This window comes from Mangrovimonas sp. DI 80 (assembly GCF_001975575.1).
Taxonomy (GTDB): Bacteria; Bacteroidota; Bacteroidia; order Flavobacteriales; family Flavobacteriaceae; genus Mangrovimonas_A; species Mangrovimonas_A xylaniphaga.
Genome location: NZ_MSDT01000002.1, coordinates 663,911 through 690,689, shown reverse-complemented (window position 1 = coordinate 690,689; position 26,779 = coordinate 663,911). Strand labels below are relative to the sequence as shown.

26 protein-coding genes are annotated in these 26,779 nt (G+C 39.0%); 13 read left to right on the top strand and 13 right to left on the bottom strand.

The genetic code is table 11. The annotated features are described in order from the left end of the window. The first annotated feature begins 7 nt into the window (after positions 1-7). The 8 genes from BKM32_RS03675 to BKM32_RS03640 all read left to right on the top strand — a co-directional run bounded on the left by BKM32_RS03675 (position 8) and on the right by BKM32_RS03640 (position 8,145). On the top strand, positions 8-1,252 hold the full coding sequence (locus BKM32_RS03675; protein ID WP_076662581.1) for a peptidase U32 family protein: 1,245 nt from the start codon (positions 8-10) through the stop codon (positions 1,250-1,252). Then, positions 1,252-1,482 carry a ferredoxin gene (locus tag BKM32_RS03670; protein WP_053976459.1) on the top strand — a complete coding sequence of 77 codons (231 nt, stop codon included), beginning with the start codon at positions 1,252-1,254 and terminating at the stop codon, positions 1,480-1,482. The genes BKM32_RS03675 and BKM32_RS03670 overlap by 1 nt, the downstream gene beginning before the upstream one ends. A 152-nt stretch (positions 1,483-1,634) precedes the next feature. Continuing rightward, entirely contained in the window at positions 1,635-2,513 is an 879-nt protein-coding gene (locus tag BKM32_RS03665; protein ID WP_253187393.1) for a radical SAM protein, read from the top strand. A gap of 122 nt (positions 2,514-2,635) precedes the next feature. Further along, the gene (locus BKM32_RS03660) at positions 2,636-3,811 is read left to right on the top strand and encodes a regulatory iron-sulfur-containing complex subunit RicT (RefSeq protein ID WP_076662579.1); all 1,176 of its coding nucleotides are present in this window, start codon (positions 2,636-2,638) and stop codon (positions 3,809-3,811) included. Next, positions 3,798-4,298, top strand: a complete 501-nt coding sequence (locus BKM32_RS03655; protein WP_076662578.1) for a gliding motility lipoprotein GldH — start codon at positions 3,798-3,800, stop codon at positions 4,296-4,298. Before BKM32_RS03660 ends, BKM32_RS03655 begins: the two co-directional genes overlap by 14 nt. A gap of 5 nt (positions 4,299-4,303) precedes the next feature. Next, a complete protein-coding gene (locus BKM32_RS03650) occupies positions 4,304-6,637 on the top strand; it encodes a penicillin-binding protein 1A (RefSeq protein WP_053976455.1) in 2,334 nt (777 codons plus the stop codon). A 150-nt stretch (positions 6,638-6,787) separates the two neighbouring features. Beyond that, positions 6,788-7,489 carry a CoA transferase subunit A gene (locus BKM32_RS03645; RefSeq protein ID WP_076662577.1) on the top strand — a complete coding sequence of 234 codons (702 nt, stop codon included), beginning with the start codon at positions 6,788-6,790 and terminating at the stop codon, positions 7,487-7,489. 2 nt (positions 7,490-7,491) lie between these two features. Continuing rightward, complete coding sequence (locus BKM32_RS03640; protein WP_076662576.1) at positions 7,492-8,145, top strand: 3-oxoacid CoA-transferase subunit B; 654 nt, start codon at positions 7,492-7,494, stop codon at positions 8,143-8,145. Positions 8,146-8,524: 379 nt separating this feature from the next. On the opposite strand, the gene BKM32_RS03635 is transcribed toward BKM32_RS03640, so the two are convergent. The 13 genes from BKM32_RS03635 to hemA form a co-directional block, all read right to left on the bottom strand. Continuing rightward, entirely contained in the window at positions 8,525-10,216 is a 1,692-nt protein-coding gene (locus BKM32_RS03635) for an ABC transporter ATP-binding protein (protein ID WP_076662575.1), read from the bottom strand. Positions 10,217-10,219: 3 nt separating this feature from the next. Then, positions 10,220-10,933, bottom strand: a complete 714-nt coding sequence (locus BKM32_RS03630) for a 3'-5' exonuclease (RefSeq protein ID WP_076662574.1) — start codon at positions 10,931-10,933, stop codon at positions 10,220-10,222. Further along, positions 10,923-12,080 (bottom strand): serine hydrolase, encoded by a 1,158-nt coding sequence (locus BKM32_RS03625; RefSeq protein WP_076662573.1) that lies wholly within the window; start codon positions 12,078-12,080, stop codon positions 10,923-10,925. The genes BKM32_RS03630 and BKM32_RS03625 overlap by 11 nt, the downstream gene beginning before the upstream one ends. A 36-nt stretch (positions 12,081-12,116) precedes the next feature. After that, entirely contained in the window at positions 12,117-12,590 is a 474-nt protein-coding gene (locus BKM32_RS03620; protein WP_076662572.1) for a methylated-DNA--[protein]-cysteine S-methyltransferase, read from the bottom strand. Positions 12,591-12,595: 5 nt separating this feature from the next. After that, positions 12,596-13,669, bottom strand: a complete 1,074-nt coding sequence (locus tag BKM32_RS03615; protein ID WP_076662571.1) for a CNNM domain-containing protein — start codon at positions 13,667-13,669, stop codon at positions 12,596-12,598. A 215-nt stretch (positions 13,670-13,884) separates the two neighbouring features. Beyond that, positions 13,885-14,877: a porphobilinogen synthase gene (gene hemB, locus BKM32_RS03610; protein WP_053976447.1), complete on the bottom strand. Its 993-nt coding sequence runs from the start codon at positions 14,875-14,877 to the stop codon at positions 13,885-13,887. A 13-nt stretch (positions 14,878-14,890) separates the two neighbouring features. Beyond that, the gene (locus tag BKM32_RS03605; protein WP_076662570.1) at positions 14,891-15,934 is read right to left on the bottom strand and encodes a DUF4421 family protein; all 1,044 of its coding nucleotides are present in this window, start codon (positions 15,932-15,934) and stop codon (positions 14,891-14,893) included. Beyond that, a complete protein-coding gene (hemF, locus tag BKM32_RS03600) occupies positions 15,925-16,827 on the bottom strand; it encodes an oxygen-dependent coproporphyrinogen oxidase (RefSeq protein WP_076662569.1) in 903 nt (300 codons plus the stop codon). The genes BKM32_RS03605 and hemF overlap by 10 nt, the downstream gene beginning before the upstream one ends. Further along, entirely contained in the window at positions 16,817-17,356 is a 540-nt protein-coding gene (locus BKM32_RS03595) for a GNAT family N-acetyltransferase (protein WP_076662568.1), read from the bottom strand. The genes hemF and BKM32_RS03595 overlap by 11 nt, the downstream gene beginning before the upstream one ends. Further along, a complete protein-coding gene (locus BKM32_RS03590) occupies positions 17,357-18,115 on the bottom strand; it encodes an EI24 domain-containing protein (RefSeq protein ID WP_076662567.1) in 759 nt (252 codons plus the stop codon). A gap of 48 nt (positions 18,116-18,163) precedes the next feature. Next, the gene (gene hemE / locus BKM32_RS03585) at positions 18,164-19,189 is read right to left on the bottom strand and encodes a uroporphyrinogen decarboxylase (RefSeq protein WP_076662566.1); all 1,026 of its coding nucleotides are present in this window, start codon (positions 19,187-19,189) and stop codon (positions 18,164-18,166) included. 59 nt (positions 19,190-19,248) lie between these two features. Then, a complete protein-coding gene (hemC, locus tag BKM32_RS03580) occupies positions 19,249-20,826 on the bottom strand; it encodes a hydroxymethylbilane synthase (RefSeq protein WP_076662565.1) in 1,578 nt (525 codons plus the stop codon). Next, positions 20,819-22,081 (bottom strand): glutamyl-tRNA reductase, encoded by a 1,263-nt coding sequence (gene hemA / locus BKM32_RS03575; protein ID WP_076662564.1) that lies wholly within the window; start codon positions 22,079-22,081, stop codon positions 20,819-20,821. Before hemA ends, hemC begins: the two co-directional genes overlap by 8 nt. A 191-nt stretch (positions 22,082-22,272) precedes the next feature. Here hemA and BKM32_RS03570 point away from each other — a divergent pair, with 191 nt between their 5' ends. The 5 genes from BKM32_RS03570 to BKM32_RS03550 are packed head-to-tail and all read left to right on the top strand — an operon-like array spanning position 22,273 to position 26,763. Beyond that, complete coding sequence (locus BKM32_RS03570; RefSeq protein WP_076662563.1) at positions 22,273-23,193, top strand: helix-turn-helix transcriptional regulator; 921 nt, start codon at positions 22,273-22,275, stop codon at positions 23,191-23,193. Between the two features lie 2 nt (positions 23,194-23,195). After that, the gene (locus tag BKM32_RS03565) at positions 23,196-23,792 is read left to right on the top strand and encodes a hypothetical protein (RefSeq protein WP_076662562.1); all 597 of its coding nucleotides are present in this window, start codon (positions 23,196-23,198) and stop codon (positions 23,790-23,792) included. A 29-nt stretch (positions 23,793-23,821) separates the two neighbouring features. Continuing rightward, complete coding sequence (gene hemH, locus BKM32_RS03560) at positions 23,822-24,856, top strand: ferrochelatase (protein WP_076662561.1); 1,035 nt, start codon at positions 23,822-23,824, stop codon at positions 24,854-24,856. Beyond that, positions 24,856-26,205, top strand: coding sequence for an MATE family efflux transporter (locus BKM32_RS03555; protein ID WP_076662560.1), 1,350 nt, complete (start codon positions 24,856-24,858; stop codon positions 26,203-26,205). Before hemH ends, BKM32_RS03555 begins: the two co-directional genes overlap by 1 nt. Before the next feature lie 9 nt (positions 26,206-26,214). After that, complete coding sequence (locus BKM32_RS03550) at positions 26,215-26,763, top strand: CopD family protein (RefSeq protein ID WP_053976435.1); 549 nt, start codon at positions 26,215-26,217, stop codon at positions 26,761-26,763. The last annotated feature ends 16 nt before the right edge of the window (positions 26,764-26,779 follow it).

The following is a 26,779-nucleotide window of genomic DNA, read 5'->3' as shown; positions in this document are numbered from 1 at the left end:
TTGTATTATGCAAAAGATTGAATTAATGGCCCCTGCAGGGAATTTTGAATCGCTGCAAGCGGCCCTAGATAATGGTGCAGATTCTGTTTATTTTGGTGTAGAGCAGCTTAACATGCGTGCTAGAGCATCTATTAACTTTACTTTGGACGACCTTCCAGAAATTTCCAGAAGATGCCAGGAAAAAGGTGTTAGAACTTATTTGACCTTAAATACGATTATTTACGATCACGATTTATCTATCGTAAAAACTTTGGTTAAGCGTGCCAAAGAAGCAGACATTACAGCTGTGATTGCCATGGACCAAGCTGTGATTATGGTGGCTCGTGAGTTGGGGATGGAAGTGCATATTTCTACGCAAATCAATATCACCAATATTGAAACGGTGAAGTTTTATGCCATGTTCGCAGACACTATGGTAATGAGTAGGGAGTTGAGTTTGCGTCAAGTAAAGAAGATTGCCGAACAAATTGAAAAGGAGCAAATCAAAGGCCCTTCAGGGAAATTGGTGGAGATTGAGATTTTTGGTCACGGAGCACTCTGCATGGCGGTTTCTGGAAAATGTTATATGAGTTTGCATTCGCATAATTCTTCGGCAAACAGAGGCGCTTGCAAGCAAAACTGTAGAAAGAAATATACGGTGGTTGATCAAGAGACTGGCTTCGAAATGGAATTGGATAATGAGTACATCATGTCTCCAAAAGACTTGTGTACCATCGATTTTTTGGAAGAAGTAATCGATGCCGGAATTACCGTGTTGAAAATAGAAGGTCGTGGACGAGCGCCAGAATATGTGGCCAATGTCATAAAGTGTTACCGTGAGGCGATTGATAGTATTGAAAATGGAACCTATTCCAAAGAGAAAGTAATTGGTTGGATGCAGGAATTGGAGAAAGTTTACAATAGAGGGTTTTGGAGTGGCTACTATTTAGGACAGAAATTGGGAGAATGGAGCAAAGGTTCAGGATCTCATGCGACTCAGAAAAAAGTGTATATCGGTAAAGGGGTGCACTATTATCCAAAAAGTAGCATTGGTGAATTTAAGATTGAAGCCTACGATTTGTCTTTGGGTGACACCATTTTAATTACTGGACCAACTACAGGTGCTAAGGAAATGACAGTGGACACTATGTTGGTTAACGATGAGCAGTTGGAAAAAGGTATAAAGGGAGATTCGGTAACCTTTCCAATACCCTTTAGAGTGCGTCCTTCGGATAAACTTTATAAGATTGTAGAAAATAAAGTTGAGGCTTAATGGTTGTTGTAACTCTTCAGAGAAATAAATGTATTGGTTGTAATTATTGTGTAGAATTGGCTCCTGAGCAGTTTCAAATGTCCAAAAAGGATGGGAAAACGGTGCTTTTGAGAAGTCAGGAGAAAAAAGGTTTTTTTACCTTAAAATCTCCAGACGAGGCTATTTTGGATCCTTGCGATCAGGCAGCAAAAGCTTGTCCCGTTAAAATAATTTCGGTAAAAAGCGTTTAAGTATTAATGTCTTAACTATCTTGCAGTGGATGGATTTTTACAAGCTATTGCAGTTAAATAGAAAGGTCAAATGTCATAGGGTAAAGTTTTTTGGGCTTTACTTACTGCATAAATTGAATAAGCGGTATTTGGCAGTGAATCTGGATCCTGTTATGGCATGTAATTTACGCTGTAAGATGTGTTATTTTACGGATGCTGATTATGTAAAGACGCTTAAAGGACAATTTAAGCCAGAGGAGTTGAAAGCTGTGGCAAAGGCAATTTTTGGAAGAGCATTGAAATTGCAGATTGGATGTGGAACAGAGCCTACTTTGTATAAAAATTTAGCGGATCTTGTAGCGCTGGGCAAGGACTATAAAGTGCCCTACATTTCCTTGACGACCAATGCTAATTTGTTGACAGAGGAAAAGATAGAAGAGTTGTTGAAGGCGGGCTTAAATGAGTTCACAATTTCTTTGCATGGCGTGACCAGGGAAACCTATGAAGGCTTTATGAAAAAGGCCAATTATGAAAAGTTTCATGATGCCTTTAAGGCTTTTGTCGAATTGAAATCTAAATATGATTTTAAGGTGCGTATCAATTATACTTTCAACAAGGATAATTTCTATGAGTTGCAGGAGTTTTTTGAACACTTCGATCCCAAGAGTTTTGATATTCTTCAAATAAGACCAATTCAAAAAATAGGGAATACCGAGTATAATGATTTTGACATCTCAACTTTGGTTGGGGATTATCCCAAGATTATTAAGGGAATTAAAGAAACCTGCAAGTCTAACGAGATTACACTTTTGGCTCCTGATGAATTATCTGTATTGGCAGGTGAGAACCAATCTAGTTTTATTTTCGACTATACATTTTGCTATATTTCTCCGAAGCAATTTTGGAAAGAGAGGTTTAATTGGCGTGAAGTGAGTTTTAATGACTTTTCCCGTGAAATAGGTTGGAGCTCAACGTTGTTGTCCAATGTTTTTAAGTCAAAAAAAACGTTAAAATCCCTCTCCAACAGACTGAATTATGAGATCGAGATTTAATTAATTCCCAATAAAAACAGTGATGTTTTTATGTCATTAGAATAATCTTATCTTTACATTTTAGAAAACAAATTATTAATCTCCATTTGCTAGTCTAGATTAGCAAATTATATATAAAATTTATGGGTTGTAACAGTTGCTCAACTGGTAAGGATGGTCAACCAAAAGGATGCAAGAACAATGGAACTTGTGGAACCGATAGCTGTAACAAGCTAACGGTTTTTGATTGGTTGTCCAACATGTCCCTTCCTCAGGGACAGGAACCTTTTGATGGGGTGGAAGTACGTTTTAAGAACGGAAGAAAACAGTACTACAGAAATACAGAAAATTTATCATTGAATATAGGCGATATTGTCGCTACACAAGCCCAGTCTGGGCACGATATTGGTATGGTAACGCTTACAGGTGAATTGGTTAGAATTCAAATGAAGCGTAAAAAAATAGATGTCAATAACCAAGATGAGGTTCTGAAGATTTACCGAAAGGCCAATCAGCGAGATATCGATGTGTGGTCTAAGGCTAGAGATAAGGAAGAGCCTATGAAGGTTAAGGCAAGGCAGTTTGCCATTGATTTGAAACTGAAAATGAAAATCTCCGATATCGAATATCAGGGAGATGCCAGCAAGGCGACCTTTTACTACACAGCCGAAGAGCGTGTAGACTTTAGGGAACTTATTAAGTTGTTTGCCAAAGAGTTTAGAACCCGTATCGAAATGAAGCAGGTTGGGTTCCGTCAGGAAGCTGCAAGACTTGGAGGAATTGGGTCTTGTGGACGCGAATTGTGCTGTTCCACTTGGTTGACAGATTTTAGGTCTGTAAGTACTTCCGCGGCAAGATACCAACAGTTGTCATTGAATCCGCTTAAGCTTGCGGGACAATGTGGAAAACTAAAGTGTTGTCTTAATTATGAATTGGATGCCTATTTGGATGCTTTAAAGGATTTTCCAAAAACTGAAATCAAGTTGTATACCGAAAAGGGTGTTGCCTTGTGTCAAAAAACGGATATTTTTAAAGGTGTGATGTGGTATGCCTATGAAGGCGAATGGATGCATTGGCATAAACTAACCGTTGAACAGGCCAATGAAATCATCGAAAAAAACAAGAAAAAACAAAAGGTTGCCAGCCTCGAAGAATACGCGGCAGAACTAGTGGAAGACACTAAAACCGAGTTTGAAAATGTTGTAGGACAAGATAGTTTAACAAGGTTTGATAGTCCAAAAGGCAAAAGAAAACGTAAAAATAATAAGAGGAAACCTAGAAGAAACAACAATAAGTCTCAAAATAATGCCAAAAAATAGTTATTGGTTAGTTCTTTTAATGGGCATACTGTATTTGTCATGCGATTCCAATCAAGTTTATGATGAGTACCAAACCGTACCCAACAAGTGGCATAAAGATGCTGTCATTTCTTTTAAGGTAACGCCTCCAGATTCGTTGAACAACTACAACCTGTTTGTAAACCTTCGAAATACTAGTGACTACAAGTACAGTAATTTGTTTTTGATTGTAGGAATGGAATATCCTAACGGAAAGATAACCAAGGACACTTTGGAGTATGCCATGGCGAAGCCTAACGGAGAGTTTTTGGGAACTGGATTTTCGGATGTTAAGGAAAATAAGTTGTGGTACAAAGGTTACGAGAGTCCTTTTGTCTTCGATGAATCAGGGGAATATACCATCAACATTCAACAGGCCATGAGAGAAAATGGTCATCTGGAAGGAGTAGAAGAGCTGGAAGGTATTACCGATATTGGTTTTAGAATAGAACACGCAAACACTAAATAATTATTATGGCTAAAAAGGCAACAAATAAGAAAAACGCAGCACCTGATTTTTCTAAGTATATCCGTTGGTTTTGGATTACTTTCACGGGCGGTTTGCTTTTTGTAGTGCTGTTATTTTTATTGGCATCTTTTGGGGTGTTTGGAGAAATGCCAGATCACACCGTATTGGAGAATCCTAAAACCAATTTGGCCACAGAAATCATTTCTTCCGATGGGAAAACGTTGGGTAAATTCTACTACAATGATAACAGAACACCTGTAGATTACAGTGAGTTGCCTCAGAATTTGGTAGATGCCTTAATCGCTACGGAAGATGCCAGATATAAAGAACATTCAGGAATCGATGCTATAGGTACGTTAAGAGCCGCTGTTTTTCTTGGAACTAAGGGAGGAGCAAGTACCATTTCCCAGCAGTTGGCCAAGCAGTTGTTTCATAAAAGGGAAAATGCCAATATCGTTGAGAAATTATCACAGAAGATAAGGGAGTGGATTATAGCTATTCGTTTGGAGCGTCAGTATACCAAAGAAGAAATCATGGCTATGTATTTCAATATCTATGACTTTGGTAACAATGCCGATGGTATCCGCAGTGCTTCCCGTATTTATTTTGGAAAGGAGCCTATTGATTTAGAAACTAAAGAGTCGGCCATGTTGGTGGGGATGTTTAAAAATTCTTCCCTATACAACCCAAGAAGGAATGAGGAAGGGGTAACCAATAGACGTAACACTGTTTTGGGACAAATGGTGAAATATGGATATCTTGATGAACAAGTTTCGGATTCCCTTCAGAAAACAGGTTTGGACTTAAACTATTCACCAGAATCGCACAGAGAGGGAATTGCTACTTATTTTAGAGAGTATTTGAAGCAATTCATGAAAGAATGGATTGCTGAAAATCCTAAGGCAGATGGCGAAAAATACCACCTTTATAATGATGGGTTGAAAATATATACTACGATAGATTCTCGAATGCAACAATATGCGGAGGATGCTGTGCAAAAACACATGGCAAGGCTACAGGCGGAATTTGATCATCAAAATACACCAGATCGTAACCCTACGGCACCTTTCTTGGATTTGAATAATAGTGAGATAGACGCCCTAATGAAACGTTCCATGAGACAAAGTGAGCGTTGGAGGCACATGAAGTATGATCTTAAAAAATCGAATGATGAAATTATAGCTTCTTTCGATGTCCCTACAGATATGAAAATTTTCTCATGGAGTGGTGAAATCGATACTATTTTGAAACCTATTGATTCCATGAGATACTATAAGTCATTCTTACATACAGGGATGATGTCCATGGATCCACAAACAGGTCACGTTAAAGCTTGGGTTGGTGGTATCAATTACAGGCATTTTCAATACGATCACGTAAAACAAGGGAAACGCCAAGTAGGGTCTACCTTTAAGCCATTTGTATATGCTTCGGCTATAGACCAATTACATTTGTCTCCTTGCGATACTTTACCAAATACACCAATTACCATTGAGGCCAATAAGTTTGGGAATCCAGAACCTTGGACGGCCAAAAACTCTGATGGTAAATACAGTGGTTTTATGACATTAAAGAATGCTTTGGCAAATTCCATAAATACCATTACAGCTAGATTGATGGACAAAATTGGACCGCAACCAGTAATCGATATGGCTAAAAATTTGGGAGTAGAGGAAGATATTTTGCCAGTTCCAGCCATTGCCTTGGGGACGCCAGATTTAAGTGTATATGAAATGGTTGCAGCGTACTCAACGTTTGCTAATAAAGGTGTTTATAATAAGCCTGTTATGGTAACGCGTATTGAGGATAAGAATGGCACAGTATTGTATCAGTTTACGCCAGAGTCTCGCGATGTGTTGAGTGAAGAGGTGGCTTATGTAACTGTAAATTTATTGGAAGGGGTAACACATGGTGGTTCTGGAACCCGTTTGAGAACTACAGGAGCCGATAAATACAGTGCAGCTTATCGCGAAATTATTACGGGCTACCCTTACGAATTTACCAATCCTATTGCAGGAAAAACTGGGACAACCCAAAACCAAAGTGATGGATGGTTTATGGGGATGGTGCCTAACTTGGTAACTGGTGTTTGGGTTGGTGCCGAAGATAGAGCGGCGCACTTTAAAACCATTACTTATGGTCAGGGAGCGGCTATGGCCTTACCTATTTGGGGGCTGTATATGAAGAGCTGTTATGCCGATGAGGACCTTGGAATTTCAAAAGAAGATTTTGTAAGACCTGAAGAGTTGTCCATCCGTGTAGATTGTAATGCTAGTGAAGAAGGTGAAGAAGCTGAGATGCTTTTGGAAGAAGATGAGGACCTTGGTCTCGGATTTTAATATTTTGGAATATTGACATTAAAACGCTTGAATTATTGTTGATTGCAAAATATTAGCTAAAAAATATTACTCTTATCAAAAAAAACCGAAGTTATTCTTTTTAGAATCGCTTCGGTTTTTTGTATTTTACCCCTATAAAATTCTTAGCAAATGATTAATAAAAAAGTAGCAAATGTGTCGGAAGCACTTGAGGGTGTTTCGGATGATATGACCTTTATGCTTGGAGGCTTTGGGCTTTGTGGTATCCCTGAGAATGCTATTGCAAAGTTGGTGGACCTTGGAGTGAAAGGGCTGACGTGTATTTCCAATAATGCCGGGGTTGACGATTTTGGCCTTGGACTTCTTCTTCAAAAAAAACAAATTAAAAAAATGGTGTCCTCTTATGTGGGTGAAAATGACGAGTTCGAGCGTCAGATGTTGAGTGGAGAATTGGAAGTGGAGTTAATTCCTCAAGGAACGCTTGCTGAGCGTTGCAGAGCTGCCCAAGCTGGGATTCCTGCTTTTTTTACACCTGCAGGATATGGTACTGAAGTCGCCGAAGGAAAGGAAACCCGTGAATTCAATGGTAAGATGCATGTATTGGAAAATGCTTTTAAAGCAGATTTCTCGTTTGTTAAGGCATGGAAGGGTGACGAGGCTGGTAACTTAATATTTAAGGGAACAGCACGCAATTTTAACCCTGTTATGTGTGGAGCTGCAAATATTACAGTGGCTGAGGTGGAGGAATTGGTTCCGGTAGGCACTTTAGATCCTAATGAAATACATATTCCAGGAATTTTTGTACAGCGTATTTTCCAAGGGGAAGTATATGAAAAGAGAATTGAACAACGAACCGTTAGACAAAGAGATTAATTATGTTAGATAAAACAGGAATAGCAAAACGAATTGCCAAAGAAGTAAAAGATGGCTATTATGTGAATCTTGGAATAGGAATTCCAACGTTGGTGGCTAATTATGTAAGACATGATATCCAAGTAGAATTCCAAAGTGAAAATGGTGTGTTGGGCATGGGGCCTTTTCCCTATGAAGGGGAAGAAGATGCCGATATTATCAATGCGGGGAAACAAACAATCACAACCTTGCCGGGAGCTAGTTTTTTTGACTCCTCTATGAGTTTTTCCATGATTCGTGGGCAACACGTAGATCTGACCATTTTGGGAGCCATGGAAGTCTCTGAAAACGGTGATATTGCCAATTGGAAAATTCCGGGTAAAATGGTGAAAGGTATGGGAGGTGCTATGGACTTGGTAGCCAGTGCCGAAAATATTATTGTAGCAATGCTGCATACCAATAAAGCAGGTGAATCCAAATTGCTTAAGGAGTGTACTTTGCCGCTTACGGGTGTAGGTTGTGTTAAAAAGATTGTGACTAATCTAGCGGTAATAGAAGTTACCGATAAAGGTTTTAAACTTTTGGAACGTGCACCAGGTGTTTCAGTTCAAGAAATTCAAAATGCAACCGAAGGGCATTTAATTGTGGAAGGAGAGATTCCAGAAATGCAATTATAGCATTTATAGATGTTTAGAGAAGCTACTTTATAAAGTAGCTTTTTTTTGATAGATACATTAAATTTGTAGGAAAAGTATTTTGTTTTAGGTGTAAATGTTAAAAAATAATGCGTTTTATCGATTTTTAATGTATTTAAACTGATTTTTAAAAAAAAATGTTTCATATTAGCTAAACCAAATCGAGACAAGGTAATTTACCAAGTCTATCATAAACTTAATTTATGGTTTGCCCCAAATTTATCATGAATTTATGCTTATGGAAAATGTTGCCCCAAATCTACCAAGACCTACTTATTTTGAAAACAGGATACTTACTGTAATTCAAAATACTTTAAGCCTACTTAAGAATATTTTTGCCCTAATTAAAAAATTATTCATGCTATAACCCCTTCGGGATGGCATGAATTAATTTTTTGGTGTATTCCCTTTTTGGATTGTTGTAAATTACATCGGCATCATCCAATTCTTCAATTTGTCCTTTGTTCATCACCAATAACTGATCCGACATATATTTTACCACAGCGAGATCATGAGAAATGAAAATATAGGTAAAGTTATAATTGGACTTCAATTCGTTAAGCAAATTCAGTACTTGTGCTTGCACAGAAATATCCAAGGCAGAAACAGATTCGTCACAAACAATCAATTTAGGCTGTAAGGCAATGGCTCTGGCAATCCCCACACGTTGACGTTGTCCTCCAGAAAATTCATGCGGGTATTTATAAAAGGATTCTTCTGTTAAGCCTACTTTTTCCAAAATTTCTAAAACCAATTGCTTTCTTTCCTTGTCGGAATTACCAATGTTATGTACTGTCATGGGTTCCATGATGGCCTTTCCAATAGGCATTCTGGGATTGAGTGAAGCAAATGGATCCTGAAAAATAATCTGTATGTCTTTTCTAAGGGCTCTAACCTGTTTCTTAGATAGTTTGTTGATGTCCGTTCCTCTGTAGAAGATTTCTCCCGAAGAGGCTTTGTCCAATAATAAAATGGCATTGCTCAAAGTCGATTTTCCGCAGCCGGATTCCCCAACTAGACCAAGGGTTTCACCTTCGTAAAGTTGAAAGCTAACATTGTTAACAGCTTTAAAGGCTTCAGGTTTTGAAAACCAACCTGATTTTGAAACATAGGTTTTGTTGAGATTCTTCACTTCCAATAAGGGCGTTTTGCAGTAAAGCTCTTTATGAAAAGCTTTTCGGTCTTCCGCAGAAATGATGCTGCTATCTACCAAATCATTAATGACATCCTTAATGGTCGGCAACCTTTTAAGGCGAACATCCAAGGATGGCTTGGATTGTAACAGGGCTTTAGTGTAGGTGTCTTTAGGTGCTGTGAATACTTCGTTGGCAATACCTTGTTCTACAATATTTCCTTGGTACATCACCAAAAGTCTATCGGCAATTTCGGAAACTAAGGACAAGTCGTGGGAAATGAAAATAATGCTCATTTTCTCTTCCTGCTGGAGTTGTTTCAACAAGAGAATAATCTCCTTTTGAACGGTTACATCCAAGGCGGTTGTAGGCTCGTCCGCAATTAATATTTTAGGTTTGCAGGCAATGGCCATGGCAATCATTACCCGTTGCTTTTGTCCACCTGAAATTTCATGAGGATAGGCATCATAAATGCGTTCTGGGAGCGGTAATTTCACTTTCTCAAAAAGAGATAAGGTTTCAGTTTTGGCTTCCGTTTTGGAAAGCGAGGTGTGCTGCAATAAAATTTCCAGAACCTGTTTGCCGCATTTCATGGATGGATTTAAGGAACTCATGGGTTCCTGGAAAATCATGGCAATCTCATTTCCTCTTATGTTTTGAAACTGTTTTGCAGGAAGCGTTGTTAAATCTTGACTGTGAAATAAGATGTGTCCATTGTTGACTTTTGAAATTTTTGGAGGTAACAATCCCATAAGGGCTAATGAAGAAACGGACTTTCCAGATCCCGATTCTCCTACGATTCCTAAAATTTCATTCTCAAACAAATCATAGCTGATATGATGTATGATTTCCTTTTCGGATTTATTGGATATAAAGGAAATGCTAAGCTCTTTTACAGATAAAAGGGGTGGTGTGGCCATGTACTAAACACTAATAATTTCATTGTCATGTAACAGTTCGTCGCCTCGCAATCGTAAAAATATTTGGGCTACGGCTACTGTATCTTTTTCGCAATAGGTGACAATTCTGTCAATATCATTTTCTTCGTAATACACTCGTCTTACTTCGCTGCCATCAATATCGTCTTTTGGTGATGGAATACCAAGAACATTGGTAAGCAGCTTAAGAGAGGTAAAGTGTTTGTAATCTCCAAATTTCCATAATTCCAAAGTGTCTAAATGGGGCACTTCCCAAGGCTTTTTGCCAAAAAGATTGAGTTTATATGGCAATTCAATGTTGTGGATGATCATTCGTCTCGCAATGTATGGAAAATCGAATTCCTTACCGTTATGGGCGCACAATACATGTTTGGGTTGTCCAAAATGGGTAGACAATAAGTTTTTGAAGTCCTGAAGAAGTTTAATTTCGTCCCCAAAAAATGAGGTGACCCGAAACTGTCTCATGTCTCCCTGAAAACTAAAATAGCCTACAGAAATACATACAATCTTACCGAATTCGGCCCAAATACCTGCGCGTTCGTAAAATTCCTCGGCGGTATATTCGTCCCGTCTTTGGTATTGCGATTTGGCATCCCACAAATATTGTTTGGTAGTGTCCAAATCTGAAAAATGTTCAGTTTCCGGAACGGTTTCAATGTCTAAAAATAATATGTTTTCCAGTGGTAGTTTAGAGATCATATCCTAACATGTTATAGGCTTCTTCTATGTAAATTGAAATATCATCAGTAAAAGTGGCTACAGCCGATCCATCGCCTTTTGAGTGTCCTAAGCGCACAATAATGATATTGTCATTTGGTTCTACAATCACGTACTGCCCAAGGTGACCTCGCATCATAAAAAAGTGCTTGTCCCCAACATCTTTTAACCACCAGCCATAGCCGTATTCAGGGCTTGCAGCAAATCTTGGGGTAATAGACTTTGCAATAAAAGCGGAGTCCAACACTTGTTGGCCATTCCATTTACCATGGTCTTTATAGAGTTTTCCCATTCGGGCAAAATCCTTTGCATTGGAGGCGATACAGCAATACGCCTTAACTAAATTATGGTCTTCGCTGTCTACTTGCCAAAGGGCTTGGTTTTCGCAGCCCAAAGGTTGCCAAAAACTTTCGGTGAGATAGTCGTATAGTTTCTTGTTGGTAGCTCTTTCAATTACCATTGCCAACAATTGGGTGTCGCCACTAGCATATTTATAAGCTTTTCCAGGTTCGTCTACAACTTTTAAGCCTGTAATTACTTTTTCCAAATTATCATCAAAATAGGCGCGAGTGGTAATGGAGAAGGGAGAGTAGTAAGCTTCATCCCAATTGGTGCCGGATGACATGCTTGACAGATCTCCAACAGTCATTTTTGCTGCTAAACCATCACAAAATTCTGGAACAAAATCGCAGACAGTTTGATCCAAACTTTTAATATAACCATCCATGATAGCCTTTCCCAACATAGCCGACACATAACTTTTGGCCATTGAGAAGGAATTACTTTGGGAGTTGCTGTGAAATCCATCAAAGTAGTCTTCAAACCAAATGCTATCATTTTTTATGATAACATAGGCTACACTACCATTTTCTTTATGGATGGTGCTTAAAAGTTCTGTGGCCTTTGCTGTGTTGTAATCTTTGTGATTTGGCCAAGGTTGAGGTAGGCCTTGATCAATGACCTTGTTATCAAATTCTTTATAATCGTTCAAGTAGGCAGTGGTATGCCCATTTAAATAAATGGTACGAAACGCTTTAATTAAATAATCGGTATCTGTGGCATACAATGCAATTACAAGGATACCGCATAGGATTGCTGTCCATTTAAGGAGATTTTTAAGGAATTTCATGAGAGCTAATTTAATAACTAAATATAGGAGAATTTTTTAAAAAAGGCGCTGTTGTTTATATTGGCTTTCGTGTTCCAAAAGCCATTGTTTCCTGCGTAATCCACCTGCATAACCAGTGAGGCTGCCATCACTTCCAATAACCCTATGACAGGGAATAATGATCCAAATGGGGTTTTTGCCATTGGCATTGGCCACGGCTCTTATAGCCTTGATGTCTCCCAATTGTTTGGAGAGTTCTAAATAGGAAGTTGTTTTTCCGAAAGGAATTGTTGCCAATTTATTCCAGACTGTTTTTTGGAATTCAGTGCCTTCTGGGTTTAGTTGAAGGTTAAATTGTTGACGCTTGCCATCAAAATATTCCTGTAGTTGATAAACGCAATCTTCCAAAGCTTCGGGAATAATATCCGTAAGCGTTTCGTCACTGTCTAAAATTGTAACCGTCGTAATGCCATCTTGGTCGCCAGAAATTTTTGCAAATCCCAAAGGGGTATTGATGATACAGGTGTCCATAAACTTTAATCTTCAATAAGTCCAAGGCGTTTGGCTCTATCTTCCCAACTTTTTCTGGCCAATAATTGCAAGTCGGCAATGTTGTCGCTTTCGTCCATAATTTCAAGTCCCAAAAGGGTTTCAATCACATCTTCCATAGTTACCAAACCACTTATAGATCCGTATTCGTCAACTACCAAAGCCATATGGTTTTTGCTTTCAACCAAGAGTTCAAAGAGTTTAGGAATAGGCATGTTCCTATTGATGATGATGATGTCACGCTTGATATCCGAAAGAATTTTGTCTCCATGGCCAAAGGCCATTTCTCTAAAAGCTTCGTCTTTAAGTACTAGGCCTGTAATATTATCTGCTTCGTTGGAATACACAGGGATTCTAGAAAATCGGATGTTTGAGTTTCTTTCGAAGAATTCTGCGACGGTTTCACTTTCATTTTCAATTTTCATGACGGTTCTTGGCGTCATGATATCTTTGGCCTGAACGTCCTTAAAGGTCAAAAGGTTTTTAATTACTTTACTTTCAGATTCCAAAAAGACACCTTCTTCCTCTGCTAAATTGGTCATGGCATGAAAATCTTCACGACTTAGAACGCTGCCATGATGCCCTTTACCTCCAATAAGTTTGGTGGTGAGTTGCAGTAGCCATAAAAGGCCAGTCCATTTTAAAGGAAAGATTAGGATTGTTAAGGCTTTGGCTGTAAAATTGGCCAGTTGCTTCCAATAGGTGGCACCAATGGTTTTAGGAATAATCTCCGAAACGACTAGAATCAAAAATGTCATGATAGCGGAAACCACGCCAACCGTATTTATTCCAAAAAGTTCAATTTTAAAGGGTAATTTTTCAGCTTGAATCCCTACCATCATAGCTCCTAATGTATGAGCAATGGTATTGAGTGTCAAAATGGAAATGAGAGGTTTGTCGACGTCCTTTTTTAAGTTTTCCAAGGTTTCAGCGTAGTGCTTCCCTTCCTGTTTTTTAATGTTGATAAAGGTTGGTGTTACGCTCAACAAGACGGCTTCCAAAATGGAACATAAAAAAGAGAAGAAAATGGATATGGTAGCCCAAAAAATTAATGCGCTCATAAAATGGCTTTCGTTTTACTCGATTCTCGAATTCATTTGTTTGGAACTCGAATTTTTGAATTACTACCTCGTGGTGACCCGCGAGGTAGTTCACTAATTTACGAAATCCAACGAGTTAAGCACATAAAATATGAATTTGTGTGATTTTATGACTTTCAAAAGAAAGGCCCTGGTCATTTCTAAAGTTGACCAGGGCCTTTATAAATTGAAGTAGTTTATCGATTTAAAATTTTTACCACATCCTTTGCAAAATAGGAAGCGATAATGTCGGCGCCAGCACGCTTGATGGCGGTAACCTGTTCCATCATCACGGCATCGTGGTCCAACCAGCCTTTTTCGGCAGCGGCTTTTACCATGGCATATTCCCCAGAAACTTGATAAACAGCCACAGGCACATCCACTTCATTTTTGATTTCGCGAACAATATCCAAATAGCACAAGCCTGGTTTTACCATCACGATATCGGCACCTTCATCGATGTCCATTTCGGTTTCTCGAATGGCTTCAAAGCGGTTGGCGTAATCCATTTGGTAAGATTTTTTGTCCTTTGGGATATCTATCATGTCCACTGGAGCGGAGTCTAAAGCATCTCTAAAAGGTCCATAAAAGGCGGAAGCATATTTGGCAGAATAGCTCATGATACCTGTATTGAAATAGCCTTCGTCCTCCAAAGCTTCCCTGATGGAAAGGATACGACCATCCATCATGTCACTTGGGGCCACAAAGTTGGCGCCAGCTTCGGCATGCGAAAGGCTCATTTCTGTTAGAATCTCTACTGTGTCATCATTCAAAATTAAACCATTTTCTATAATACCGTCATGGCCGTAAGAAGAATAAGGATCCAAAGCCACATCGGTCATCACCAACATGTCTGGGCAGGCATTTTTTACAGTTTTTACGGCGCGTTGCATCAAACCGTTTGGATTGATGGCCTCTGTACCTTTGTTGTCTTTTAGATTGTCAGGCACTTTTACAAACAATAACACCGATTTCAATCCTAGTTTCCACAACTCTTTCACTTCTTTTTCCAAAAGGTCCAAACTGTACCTGAAATAGTTGGGCATGGAAGGGATTTCTTCCTTCACATTTTTGCCTTCTACAACAAACAGTGGCACTAGAAAATCGTTGGGGGTAATTATGGTTTCGCGAACCAAAGAGCGTATGGCTTCATTGGTGCGCAGTCTTCTATTTCGTCTTAATGGGTACATTATGATTTGTGTTTTAAATTTTCAATTTTTTATTCATCTTATTCTGCATATCATCAGCAAATCCTACCAAAGATTTGGGTGCTTTAAAGCGATAACCTACAAATATTTGAAAATACGGAATATTGTCTGCTGCACGTGATGAGCTATCGGCCGAGTGGTTCAAAATTAAATAGCTGTAATGGGCTCCTAGGTATAAGTTGTCAATATCGTAGGTGGCGGCGGCTCTAAAATTCAATTCGGTCAATAAAGAGTTGAGGGCATCTTCTCCTTCCGATTTTGAGTGGTTCAACCCAATCCCGGCCGAAATACCACCGGACAGAAGAAGGTTATTTGTGGGAACATAATTGTAATAATAGGAAGGGGCAAAAGCAATATCAAAGGAATAGTAACTGAAATCAATATAGTCGCCAGTTTCAGTGCTATTGCCTTCCAAATTGAATTTTGAATAATAGTAGATAATTCTAGGAATGAAACTTCCGGTACTTTTCAATTGTTTTTCGTCCTGAGAAGTGATGGCTCTAAATGAAAAATTCTCATTCCATATATAGGATGTGGCACCTCCAATTTTAAAGTTTTTGGAATGTGGTAAGTAAACAGAAATATCATCACTATTATTAAACTTCAGGTAGAATCCTTTCTCTTTAAACAGTTCGAAGGTTTGCATGAAATGGTTTCCAAAGAAGGTCCTAAAACCTAAAGTGAACAGTTTGGAGTCTTCATTGTCCTTATTGGTCCCCATAAAATCGGGCGCAAAAGAGTAAGAGCCTGAAATACCTCGAAATGAAACTGAAGCTCCAATCCTGTTTTGTTTATTGGGTTCAAGATTGAAGAAATCATCCGAGTTGCGATCTTTGATTTTTAAGTCGTTGGATGTGTTTACATAAAAAGCACGTGCCGTAATCCTATTGGGGTAGGAGGCCTTGTATTCCGAAGCCTCTTTGTAAATAATGTTTGTGGCCGTAGTGTCCTGAACAATTTCTTCAGGAGTAATTTGGGCCCAAACAGAGGCTCCTGTAAGGCCTATCAAAAGGTTAAGTGTGCCTAATTTTAAACCCATGCTTTTGGTAGTTTTAAAACGGAGAGCAATGCTGCTTCCGGGCTGCCCTCTTCTGGATGGTGATCATATACCCATTGGACATGAGGAGGTAAACTCATCAAAATACTTTCTATACGACCGTTGGTTCGCAATCCGAACAAAGTGCCTTTGTCATGTACTAAATTAAATTCTACATAACGCCCGCGACGTATTTCTTGCCAAGTTCTGTTGGCTTCCGTATAAGGAAGATCCTTACGTTTTTCAACAATTGGTACATAGGCTTCCAAAAAACTATTGCCAACTTCGGTGACAAAATTATACCAATTTTCCATGCTCATTTCTTCTGTGGCTTTACAGTAGTCAAAGAACAAACCGCCAACGCCTCTGGCTTCATTGCGGTGGCTGTTCCAGAAATACTTATCGCATTTCGTTTTATATTCTTGGTAGAAGTCTGGATGGTGTTTGTCGCAGGCTGTTTTGCAGGTGTTATGAAAATGGATTGCGTCTTCTTCAAATAAGTAATACGGCGTTAAATCCTGTCCGCCGCCAAACCATTGATCCACAATTTCACCTTGTTCATTGTACATTTCAAAGTAGCGCCAATTGGCATGTACGGTTGGCACCATTGGACTTTTTGGATGTAATACCAAACTAAGGCCACAGGCAAAAAAATTGGCATCCTTTACACCGAAATAGTTTTGCATGCTCTCCGGAAGTTTGCCGTGAACCGCTGAAATATTCACGCCGCCTTTTTCAAACACATTACCGTTTTCAATGACTCTGGTTCTTCCGCCGCCACCTTCAGGGCGTTCCCAAAGATCTTGACGAAACTTGGCCTTGCCATCAATGGTTTCCAAAGTTGAGGTGATGCTGTCTTGAAGGTTTTGTATGTATGTATAAAATTTATCTTTCATTATGTATTTGGTAAAGTTCCATATCCAGCGGTCCTTTTGCGGTGGATATATAATCGTTTTCTAATGTTTTTGCCCATGAAAACCCACATCTTTTGGCCACATTAACACTAGGCGTGTTGCTATTGTGAACCAAGATGTTTAAGGTTTGAAGGCCAAGTGTATCAAAGGCAAATTCCATACAGGCTTTTAGGGCTTTGGCCATCCATCCGTTGCCCGTATAATGGCTCCCAAGGCAATAGGCAAATTCCCCTTCCTTTTGGTTCCAGTTAAGGTTTTTAAGAATAACCAATCCTGCAACTTTAGAGGTTTCCAAGTCTTTAATGGCAAAGGTGTATTCTGTTTGATTTTCTATGGCTTGCCTTTGTTGGGAGATATAGTCTTTGGAAGCGTCTTCCGAAATATTCTGCGCTAAGGTTTTGGGTAGATACAACTGAAAGCGCCTTCCGTTGGTAATCATCAGCTGGCTTAAGCTAGAAGCGTCTTCGGGTTTCAAAGTAGCCAATTCAAATGTGTCTTTTACCAAAACCATTTATTGTACGTTTTCTTTTGAATTATTTAGCTCCAAAAGTCTAACGGTTTCTTTGGAAGCTGCTGTTACTGAAAGTGGTAACACGATCATTAAGCCTAAAATAGGAATTAAAAGGCAAAGTAAAAACACAATTCCGTTTCCAATTGCGGTGCCTTTGTTCTTCTTTACAAATTGAATGCTCTCTCTGTAATTGAAATGCCGCTCCAAAGTGTAGTCCATATTTCCAAAACCGGCATAATAGGCTTGAATTAAAAAGAGTAACACAGAAGAAGCAATACCAATAACGGGGATAAAACCAATTAGAAGTACAGGAATAGTTAGTGTGAGTTCCTTAAAAAGGTTACGCAAGTTGATTTTAATACCTCGCGATAATTGCGAACCGAAAGAGCTTTTGTTGTTGCTTGGTAAGAGGCTATTGGCTATATGGGCTTCAATCCGTTCGGAAACGGGACTCATAAAAGGAGCTGAAAGGGCCATGACAATATGTTTGTAGAGTAATAGGCCGATTGCAACAATCGCCAACCCAATGAAGATTTCAAATAGATTTCTTAACCATGAAGTGGAATTCCAACTAGGGAAAATGCTCAGGATGTAGTCAAAAATATTATCTGATAGGCCATAAGCGGTCAAACCAATGCTAATGGCAGTCAAAAGACTGATGACAATTGGGATTGCAAAATATTTCCAAAGCCCAAGTTTTGAGATTAGAGCAAAGGCTCCAAAATAGGCTTGTATGGCTTTGAAAATATTTTTTAGCATCTATAAGTTGGTTCCTGTGCCAATTGAATTGGCAAGGTTTTTAAAGATCTATGCTTTGTATTCCTTTACAGCATCAATAAATGCCTTGGCATTATCTAATGGAATATTTGGCAAAATACCATGCCCTAGGTTGACAATATATCTGTCCTTTCCAAATTCATCAATCATTTGGTGTACCATCTTTTTGATGACGTCTGGAGGCGATAATAGTCTAGCTGGGTCGAAATTTCCTTGAAGGGTAATTTGTCCACCAGTTAAATAACGGGCATTTTTAGGAGAACAGGTCCAATCAACTCCAAGGGCAGAGGCATTGGATTGTGCCATTTCATGGAGGGCAAACCAACAACCTTTTCCGAAGGCAATTACTGGAGCGTCATCTTTCAAGGCTTCAATAATTTGATTGATATACTGCCATGAAAATTCATGGTAATCGGTTGGAGATAACATACCTCCCCAAGAATCAAACACCTGAACCGCGTTAACACCAGCTTTTACTTTTTCCTTTAGATAAGCAATAGTAGTATCGGTGATTTTTTGCAATAATTGGTGGGCTGCAATAGGATTGGTAAAACAAAATTCCTTGGCTTTGTCAAAGGTTTTGCTGCCTTGGCCTTGTACGCAATAGCACAAAATGGTCCAAGGAGATCCTGCAAATCCAATAAGAGGAATTTCGTCATTCAATAATTCTTTGGTGGCTTTTATAGCTTGGTAAACATAATCCAATGCTTCCGTCACATCTGGCACAACTACATTGTCCACATCTTTTTGGCTGCGAACAGGGTTAGGTAAGTATGGACCAAAATTTGGCTTCATTTGCACCTCGATGTTCATAGCTTGTGGAATCACCAAGATGTCAGAAAACAAGATGGCGGCATCCATACCGTAGCGACGAATAGGTTGAACCGTAATTTCGCTTGCCAATTCAGGAGTACGGCAACGTGTAAAGAAATCGTATTTTTCGCGAATTGCCATAAATTCTGGTAAATAGCGACCTGCTTGACGCATCATCCACACTGGTGGGCGTTCAACAGTTTCTCCTTTTAGGGCTCTTAAAAATAAATCGTTTTTTATCATGTTTATTCCGCTGAAAAGCGACTCTATTTAATTCAACTTTGTTAATTCAAACCTAAAGATTAGGCGTAATGTTCATTTACTAGTTCGATGACACTTTCTACAGTAGGAACCTTGGCGACACGAACATCCTTGAAATATTTTTGGGCTTCCTTGGCAGTGGTTTCTCCTATACAGAAAGCAATGCCGTTGGGTTTATTTTGTTGGATAAAACTTTCCACGGTTGAAGGGCTGTAAAACATAATACCTTCAATATTGTCCTCCACTTTTTCCGAATCGTAACGGGTTTGGTAGGCTTCAATTTCCTCTACCTTGATGTGGTTGTCCTTTAAAATGGTAGGCAAATCGTCCAATCTCAAATTGCTGCAGAAATAAGTAACCTCTGTACCGTCAATATAATCAACTAAATATTCGGCCAAGGTTTTTGCGTTTTTGGCAGCATGTGCTACAGGGCCTATTTTTTGTTCGATAAGGCGTTTGGTGCGGCGACCTACACAATAAATATTTTTAAAATTTAAGTCTTCCGAAGGGCAATTGGTAAGAATGGCATCTACGGCATTTTGACTCGTAATTACCACATTTTTAAATGGTGTTTTGAGTTTGCTTAGCGGAATTCTGTTGGGGTTGGTTTTGATGGCATCGTTGCTCTTTACAACCAAACTGTCGTTTAACAGAAACTGTTGATCTTCGGTTAGGGATTTGGTGGAATAGATATTGGTTTGCTTCCCTGAATGTTTAATGCCATCCATCAAGCGTTTGCCACCACGTTCAATAACATTTTCGGCACATTGCTGCGCTAAATCTTGATGTCTTCCTAATTTTACGGAACGGGAAACTTCAATTTTTTTGGTTCCGTCAGGACTTAATAAAACTCCAGTAAAACTGATTTCTTCATTTTTGATAGTTGCTAAGGCGCCAATTGGGGCAGAGCAACCTCCTTCTAAAACTCTTAAGAAATTACGTTCTATAGAGGTGCAGATTTCTGTTTCTTCGTGGTTGATCTCACGGCAGATTTCCAGAATGTCCTCATCTTTTTCCAAAGCAGTTACCATCACAGCTCCTTGAGCAGGGGCAGGAATCATCCAATCTAAATTGAGGGCGTTTTCGGGGCGAATTTGCAAACGGCCTAAACCTGCCGCCGCAAAAATGGCACCGTTCCAATCTTCGTTGTCTTCCAGTTTTTGAAGGCGTAAATTCACATTGCCTCGTAACCCAACTACAGTGTGTGTTGGGTAGCGGTTGAGCCATTGTGCTCTTCGACGTAAACTTCCGGTGGCAATAATACCTTCTCTATGCGAAAGAAATTCTTCGTTATGTTTAAAAACCAACATGTCCTTGTTGTTGCCACGCTTTAAAACCGCGGCTTGAACAATCCCATTTGGTAAAGCTGTAGGGACATCTTTTAAGGAATGTACCGCAATATCGATATCACCATTGAGCATGGCAATGTCCAATGTTTTGGTGAAAACTCCAGTAATTCCCAACTCATAGAGAGGTTTGTCCAAGACTAAATCTCCAGTTGATTTTACAGGAACAAGGACAGTTTTGTGGCCCAAGTGTTCCAGTTGGCGTTGTACAGTTTTGGCTTGCCATAGCGCCAATTGGCTATCGCGGGTACCAATGCGAATAATTTTAGACATGTTTTGTGGATTCTTCTAATTGAAACACCTTCTTAATTAATTCCAGGCTTTCATCAGTAGAAATGCCATCCTCTCTTAAATGATGCGCAAAGTGATTGGTAATCTTTTGAATGATATTGTTACTGATCAATTCGGCCTGTTCTTCATTGAAATTAGACAGCTTTTTACGTTGCGTGTCCAATTCTGCATTCTTAAAATCGGTCAGTTTTAGTTTTAGGGCCTTAATGGTAGGAGCAAATTTTCGGGTTTCCAACCAGGTGTTGAATTCCGCTTTTACTTCTTCAAGAATGGCCTCTGCTATTGGGATGTGCGCCTTTCTCTTCTCTAAAGTTTCATCCGTAATTTGGGAAAGGTCGTCCAAGTGAATTAAAGTGACATTGTCCAATTCGGTAACGTTGTGGTTCACGTTTCTAGGAATGGACAAATCCAAAATCAACAACGGTTTTTTGGTTTGAATCAAAAATTTGTCGACGGTCGGATTTTGAGCGCCAGTGGCTACAATCATAACGTCAGACGCGTTGATTTCTTCCTGTAAATTGGCGTAGTCTTTTACCAACAAATTAAACTTTCCAGCAATTTCCTGTGCCTTTGTTTTAGTTCTGTTGATAAGGGTGATGTGCTCATTTTTAGTGTGCTTCACTAAATTTTCGCAAGTGTTACGCCCTATTTTTCCAGTTCCGAAGAGTAAAATATTTCGGTTTGAAATATCTTCAATATTGTTCAAGATGTAATGTACCGAAGCAAAAGATACCGAAGCGGCACCTGATGAAATATCGGTTTCCGTTTTAATACGTTTACTGGCTTGGATTACAGCATTGATCAAACGCTCCAAGTATGAATTTAGCAAACCTACTTTTTTGGAGTCCTTGGCGCTAGACTTTAATTGACTGATGATTTCAAAGTCACCAAGAATTTGACTGTCCAAACCAGAACCTACTTTAAACATGTGGGCAATAGCTTCTTTGTTTTTGTAGATGTAGGCAACTTCCTGAAACTCTTCAACAGTTCCTTTGGTGTTCTCGCAAAGTAACTTAATAAGCTGGTAAGGATGCTCGGCAAAACCGTAAAGTTCAGTACGGTTACAGGTAGAGGTTACAATAAGGCTGTCAATGCCATTTGCCTTGGCTTGGGTATATAGCAATTGCTTACCATCATTATCCAAGCTAAAGTGGCCTCTTATATCTGCATCGGCTTTTTTGTAGCTTAAGCCAATGGCGTAAAAATATGTTGTTTTCGACTTAGTGTTGTATTCCATTAAATAACGTTGGAAATTCGGCAACAAAAATATATTTATGCAAATTAAAAAAATAACGCTAAAGGAACAATAAGTATCGCTGGTGGTTTTTTTGGCTTGTTTTTCGAATTAATGTAAATAATATCATACTTTTGCAGTTGAAACAACGTGTTTGACGAAGTTTGTTTAGAACAGGTCTAAATAGTTTTGAGATGGATTCGAGTTTTGACGCAGAAAAAAATATCGCCATAGGTTCTTTAAATACGGCCATAGATTCTTTTAATGAAGTAGAGATAGAAAAGGATTTTTATGTGCTGACCTACCAAAACGAAACCGATAAAGTGGTGACTCTTGAAAGGGAAATTGATAGTAGTTTTATTCAATTTCACTTTTGTTTAAAGGGCATTTGTAAGTTTATTTTCAATAATGGTCGTTATGCTTTGAATATCGAAGATGAAAATTCATTGCTTCTTTATAATCCACAACAGGATTTGCCTCTTCATATGGATTGCCAACCACAATCTTGGTTGGTTTCGGTGATTATTTCTATTAAAAAATTTCACGGATTGTTTTCTCAAGAAGCGGATTATATAACGTTTTTGAGTGAAGACAATAAGGATAAGAAGTACTATGATGACGGGAAGATTACACCGTCAATGGCCATTGTGCTTACCCAGTTGATTAATTTTAATCTTAATAATTCCATTAAAAATCTCTACTTCAAAGGAAAGGCTTACGAGCTTTTGAGCTTGTATTTTAACCGAAGTGAAGATGCCAATGTGGAGCAATGCCCATTTTTGGTAGATGAATCCAATGTCATCAAAATTAGAAAGGCTAAGGATATCATCATTTCCCGAATGACCGAACCGCCAACCTTACAGGAGCTTTCAGAGGAAATTCAGTTGAGTTTAAAGAAATTAAAGGAAGGCTTTAAAGAAATTTACGGAGATTCTGTCTATAGTTTTCTGTTTGATTATAAAATGGAAGTCGCTAGAAAGTTATTGGAGTCTGGTAACCACAATGTCAATGAAGTTGGTCTAAGGGTGGGGTACAGTACGGCGAGTCATTTCATATCTGCCTTTAAAAAGAAATACGGAACAACCCCCAAAAAATACATACAATCAATATTATGAACATGAAACACTTATTGCGAATAGCCATATTATTTATAAGTATCCTTGCTCAAGCACAATCGGATACAGAAGGTGTAAAAGTTGAGTTGCTGAAGTACTTTGATTATGTGGAAGCCAATAATTCCGATGGTGTGATTGGCTATATGCATCCTAAAGTATTTGAAACCATTTCCAAAGAGCAGATGAAGGCGGGAATGGATCAGATGCTACAGAATGAACAGATGAAAATCGAGTTTTTGAGTACGGAAATCACCAATATTTCAAAAATTATAACTCTTGGGGATAGTCAATACAGTCTTATTGATTATTCCAACGATATGAGAATGACATTTCTTTCCGTAGCAGATAAGTCCTTGGAAGAAAAACAGACCTTCATGGATTTTATGACGCCTACGATAGAAGAGCAGTTTGGAGAGGGCAATGTGAAGAAAGATGTAGAAACGGCTTCTTTGATAATTCATGTGGAAAGTAATATTTACGCTGTTAACAATGTTGACTTTGGTGGTTGGAAATTTTTGGCCAACGATCCAAATATGGCAACGGTTGTGAATGGAATCATTCCTGCGGAAGTGAGAAATGAATTGACAAAACAAAACTAAAATAGGTTAATAACGGCTTTATAGGATTTATGAAAAAGGGAATTTTACTTGTTAATTTAGGGTCGCCAGACAGTCCAGACCCAAAAGATGTGAAAAAATATCTTGGTGAATTTTTAATGGATGAACGCGTGATCGACGTTCCGCTTTGGGCAAGAAACTTGTTGGTAAAGGGCATTATTTTAAATACCCGTCCTAAAGCTTCTGCAGAGGCTTACGGTAAAATTTGGTGGGAAGAAGGTTCGCCGTTAATTGTGATCTCTGAACGCGTAAAGGCAGGAATTCAAAAGCAAGTAGATGCTCCTGTAGCTTTAGCCATGCGTTATGGAAGCATGACCATTAAAAAAGGCTTGCAGGAATTGGTGGATCAAGGAGTGGAAGAAGTGTTTATTGTGCCATTATATCCGCAATTTGCCATGGCAACTACAGAAACCATTTTGGTGTTGGCTGAAGAGATAAGAAAAGAGCACTTCCCGAATTTGAAATTCTCCGATTTAAAGGCGTTCTATAACCGTCCCGATTATATTGAGGTCCTTTCCAATAGTGTGGCGAGACATTTGGAAGGACAACCGTTTGAGCATTTATTGTTCTCATATCACGGAGTGCCTGAGCGTCATATTAGAAAAAGAGATGTCACCAAGTCTCATTGTAAAATTGATGGAAGCTGTTGTGCTACACCTTCCAAAGCCCATGAATTTTGCTACAGACACCAATGTTTGGAAGTGACGCGATTGGTTGCTGAAAAATTACAGTTGGCCGAAGGAACCTATTCTACTTCGTTTCAATCAAGATTAGGTTTTGATCCGTGGTTATTGCCTTATACTGATAGAACCATTGAGGCATTAGGTAAAAAAGGATTAAAAAGTATGGCCATTGTAACACCTGCCTTTGTGAGTGATTGCTTGGAGACTTTGGAAGAAATTGCCATGGAAGGAAAGGAGATTTTTGAAGAGATGGGGGGTGAGCATTTTACAACCGTGCCTTGTTTGAATGATGACAAAGAGTGGATTGACTTGTTGTCTAAATGGATGAATGAATGGCTAACATCAGAAACGGTTAAGGCGTAATGGCGAAAATTTCTGCCCAAGAATTAGGTTCGCAGCCTATTGGGAAATTGTTAATTAAACAGGCGGTTCCTGCGTCTATAGGTATTTTGGTAATGTCCTTGAACATTCTCGTAGATACCATTTTCGTAGGGAATTGGATTGGGCCAACGGCCATTGCCGCCATTAACGTGGTATTGCCGGTATCCTTTTTCATTGCGGCTTTGGGAATGAGCATTGGTGTAGGTGGTTCGTCCATTATTTCTCGAGCACTTGGTGCCAACGATCATGAAAAGGCACTGAAAACATTCGGAAATCAAATTACACTTACCTTATTGTTTAATGTTACGCTCGTAACCTTAGGGCTGACATTTGTGGATGGCATTATTCCTGCTTTTGGAGGGAAAGGAGCCATTTTTGATCCTGCCAAAGTGTACTATATCATCGTGCTGTATGGAGTGCCGTTTTTGGCCTTGTGCATGATGGGGAATACGGTGATTAGGGCGGAGGGAAAGCCTAAATTCGCCATGTATGCTATGATGATCCCTTCGGTTGGAAATTTGATTTTTGACTATATTTTTATCAACCTAATGGATTTGGGCATGGAAGGTGCCGCTTGGGCTACCACGGGCTCTTACATGCTTTGTTTTGTATTCATTATTTGGTTTTTTATGTCCAAAAATTCCGAGCTAAAGATAGGGTTGTTCCATTTTGGCTTGAATTCAAAAATTGTATCCGAAATAGGGTCTTTGGGCTTCGTGACTTTGGCTAGACAAGCTGTAGTAAGTATCACCTATCTGTTCATGAACAATATTCTATATAACCTGGGAGGGGAAGTTTCCGTCACAGCTTATGCCATTGTTGGGAGGATGCTCATGTTTGCTTTGTTTCCTGTTTTTGGAATTACCCAAGGGTTTCTGCCCATTGCAGGTTTTAATTATGGAGCATCCCAATTTGATAGGGTTAGAGAAACAATCAATACCGCCATTAAATATGCCATTCTGTTGGCGACGATTATATTTGTTGCTTTGATGGTATTTCCTGAGGCGATTACAAGATTGTTTACAGATGATGCTGAGGTACTCAAAGAAACGCCAAGTGATATGCGCTGGGTATTTGCTGCCACACCAATTATTGCCATTCAATTGATTGGGGCAGCCTATTTTCAGGCCATTGGTAAAGCAAGACCGGCCTTGCTATTGACATTGACTAGGCAGGGATTCTTTTTTATTCCCCTTATTTTAATATTGCCTAAATTTTTTGGCGAACTTGGGGTATGGATTTCCTTTCCAATTTCGGATGTTTTGGCAACCATTGTGACTGCTTATTTTCTACATATAGAAGTCAAAAAAACACTCATTAGTGAAACTTAAATAGCTGTTATGGAATACTACAACTACATCAAGGCGCTGCACCTTATTTTCGTGATTACTTGGTTTGCAGGGTTGTTCTATATCCCGAGATTGTTTGTGTATCAAATAGAGGCTTTTCATAAACCCTCGCCAGATAAGGAAATTTTGGGAGAACAATTGAAGCTTATGGCCAAACGACTTTGGAATATCATTACTTGGCCTTCTGCTATTTTAGCAACAGTATTTGCAATTTGGTTGATTGTTTTAATGCCAAGTTGGTTGCAGCAGGGGTGGATGCACGTGAAATTGGCTTTCGTGGTATTATTGATTATCTATCACTTAAAAACACATCAATATTTCAAACAGTTGCAACGCGATGAGGTGAAAAAAACATCCAGCTATATGCGTTTATGGAATGAAGGAGCGACCTTTATTTTGTTTGCGGTGGTGTTTTTGGTAATCCTGAAAAATGCCATGAATTGGATTTTTGGAGTTGTTGGCATTGTGGTGTTAGGAATCTTAATCATGTTGGGCTACAAAATCTACAAGAACATTAGAGCTAAAAATCCAAACGCGTAAACAAATCTGTTTTGGT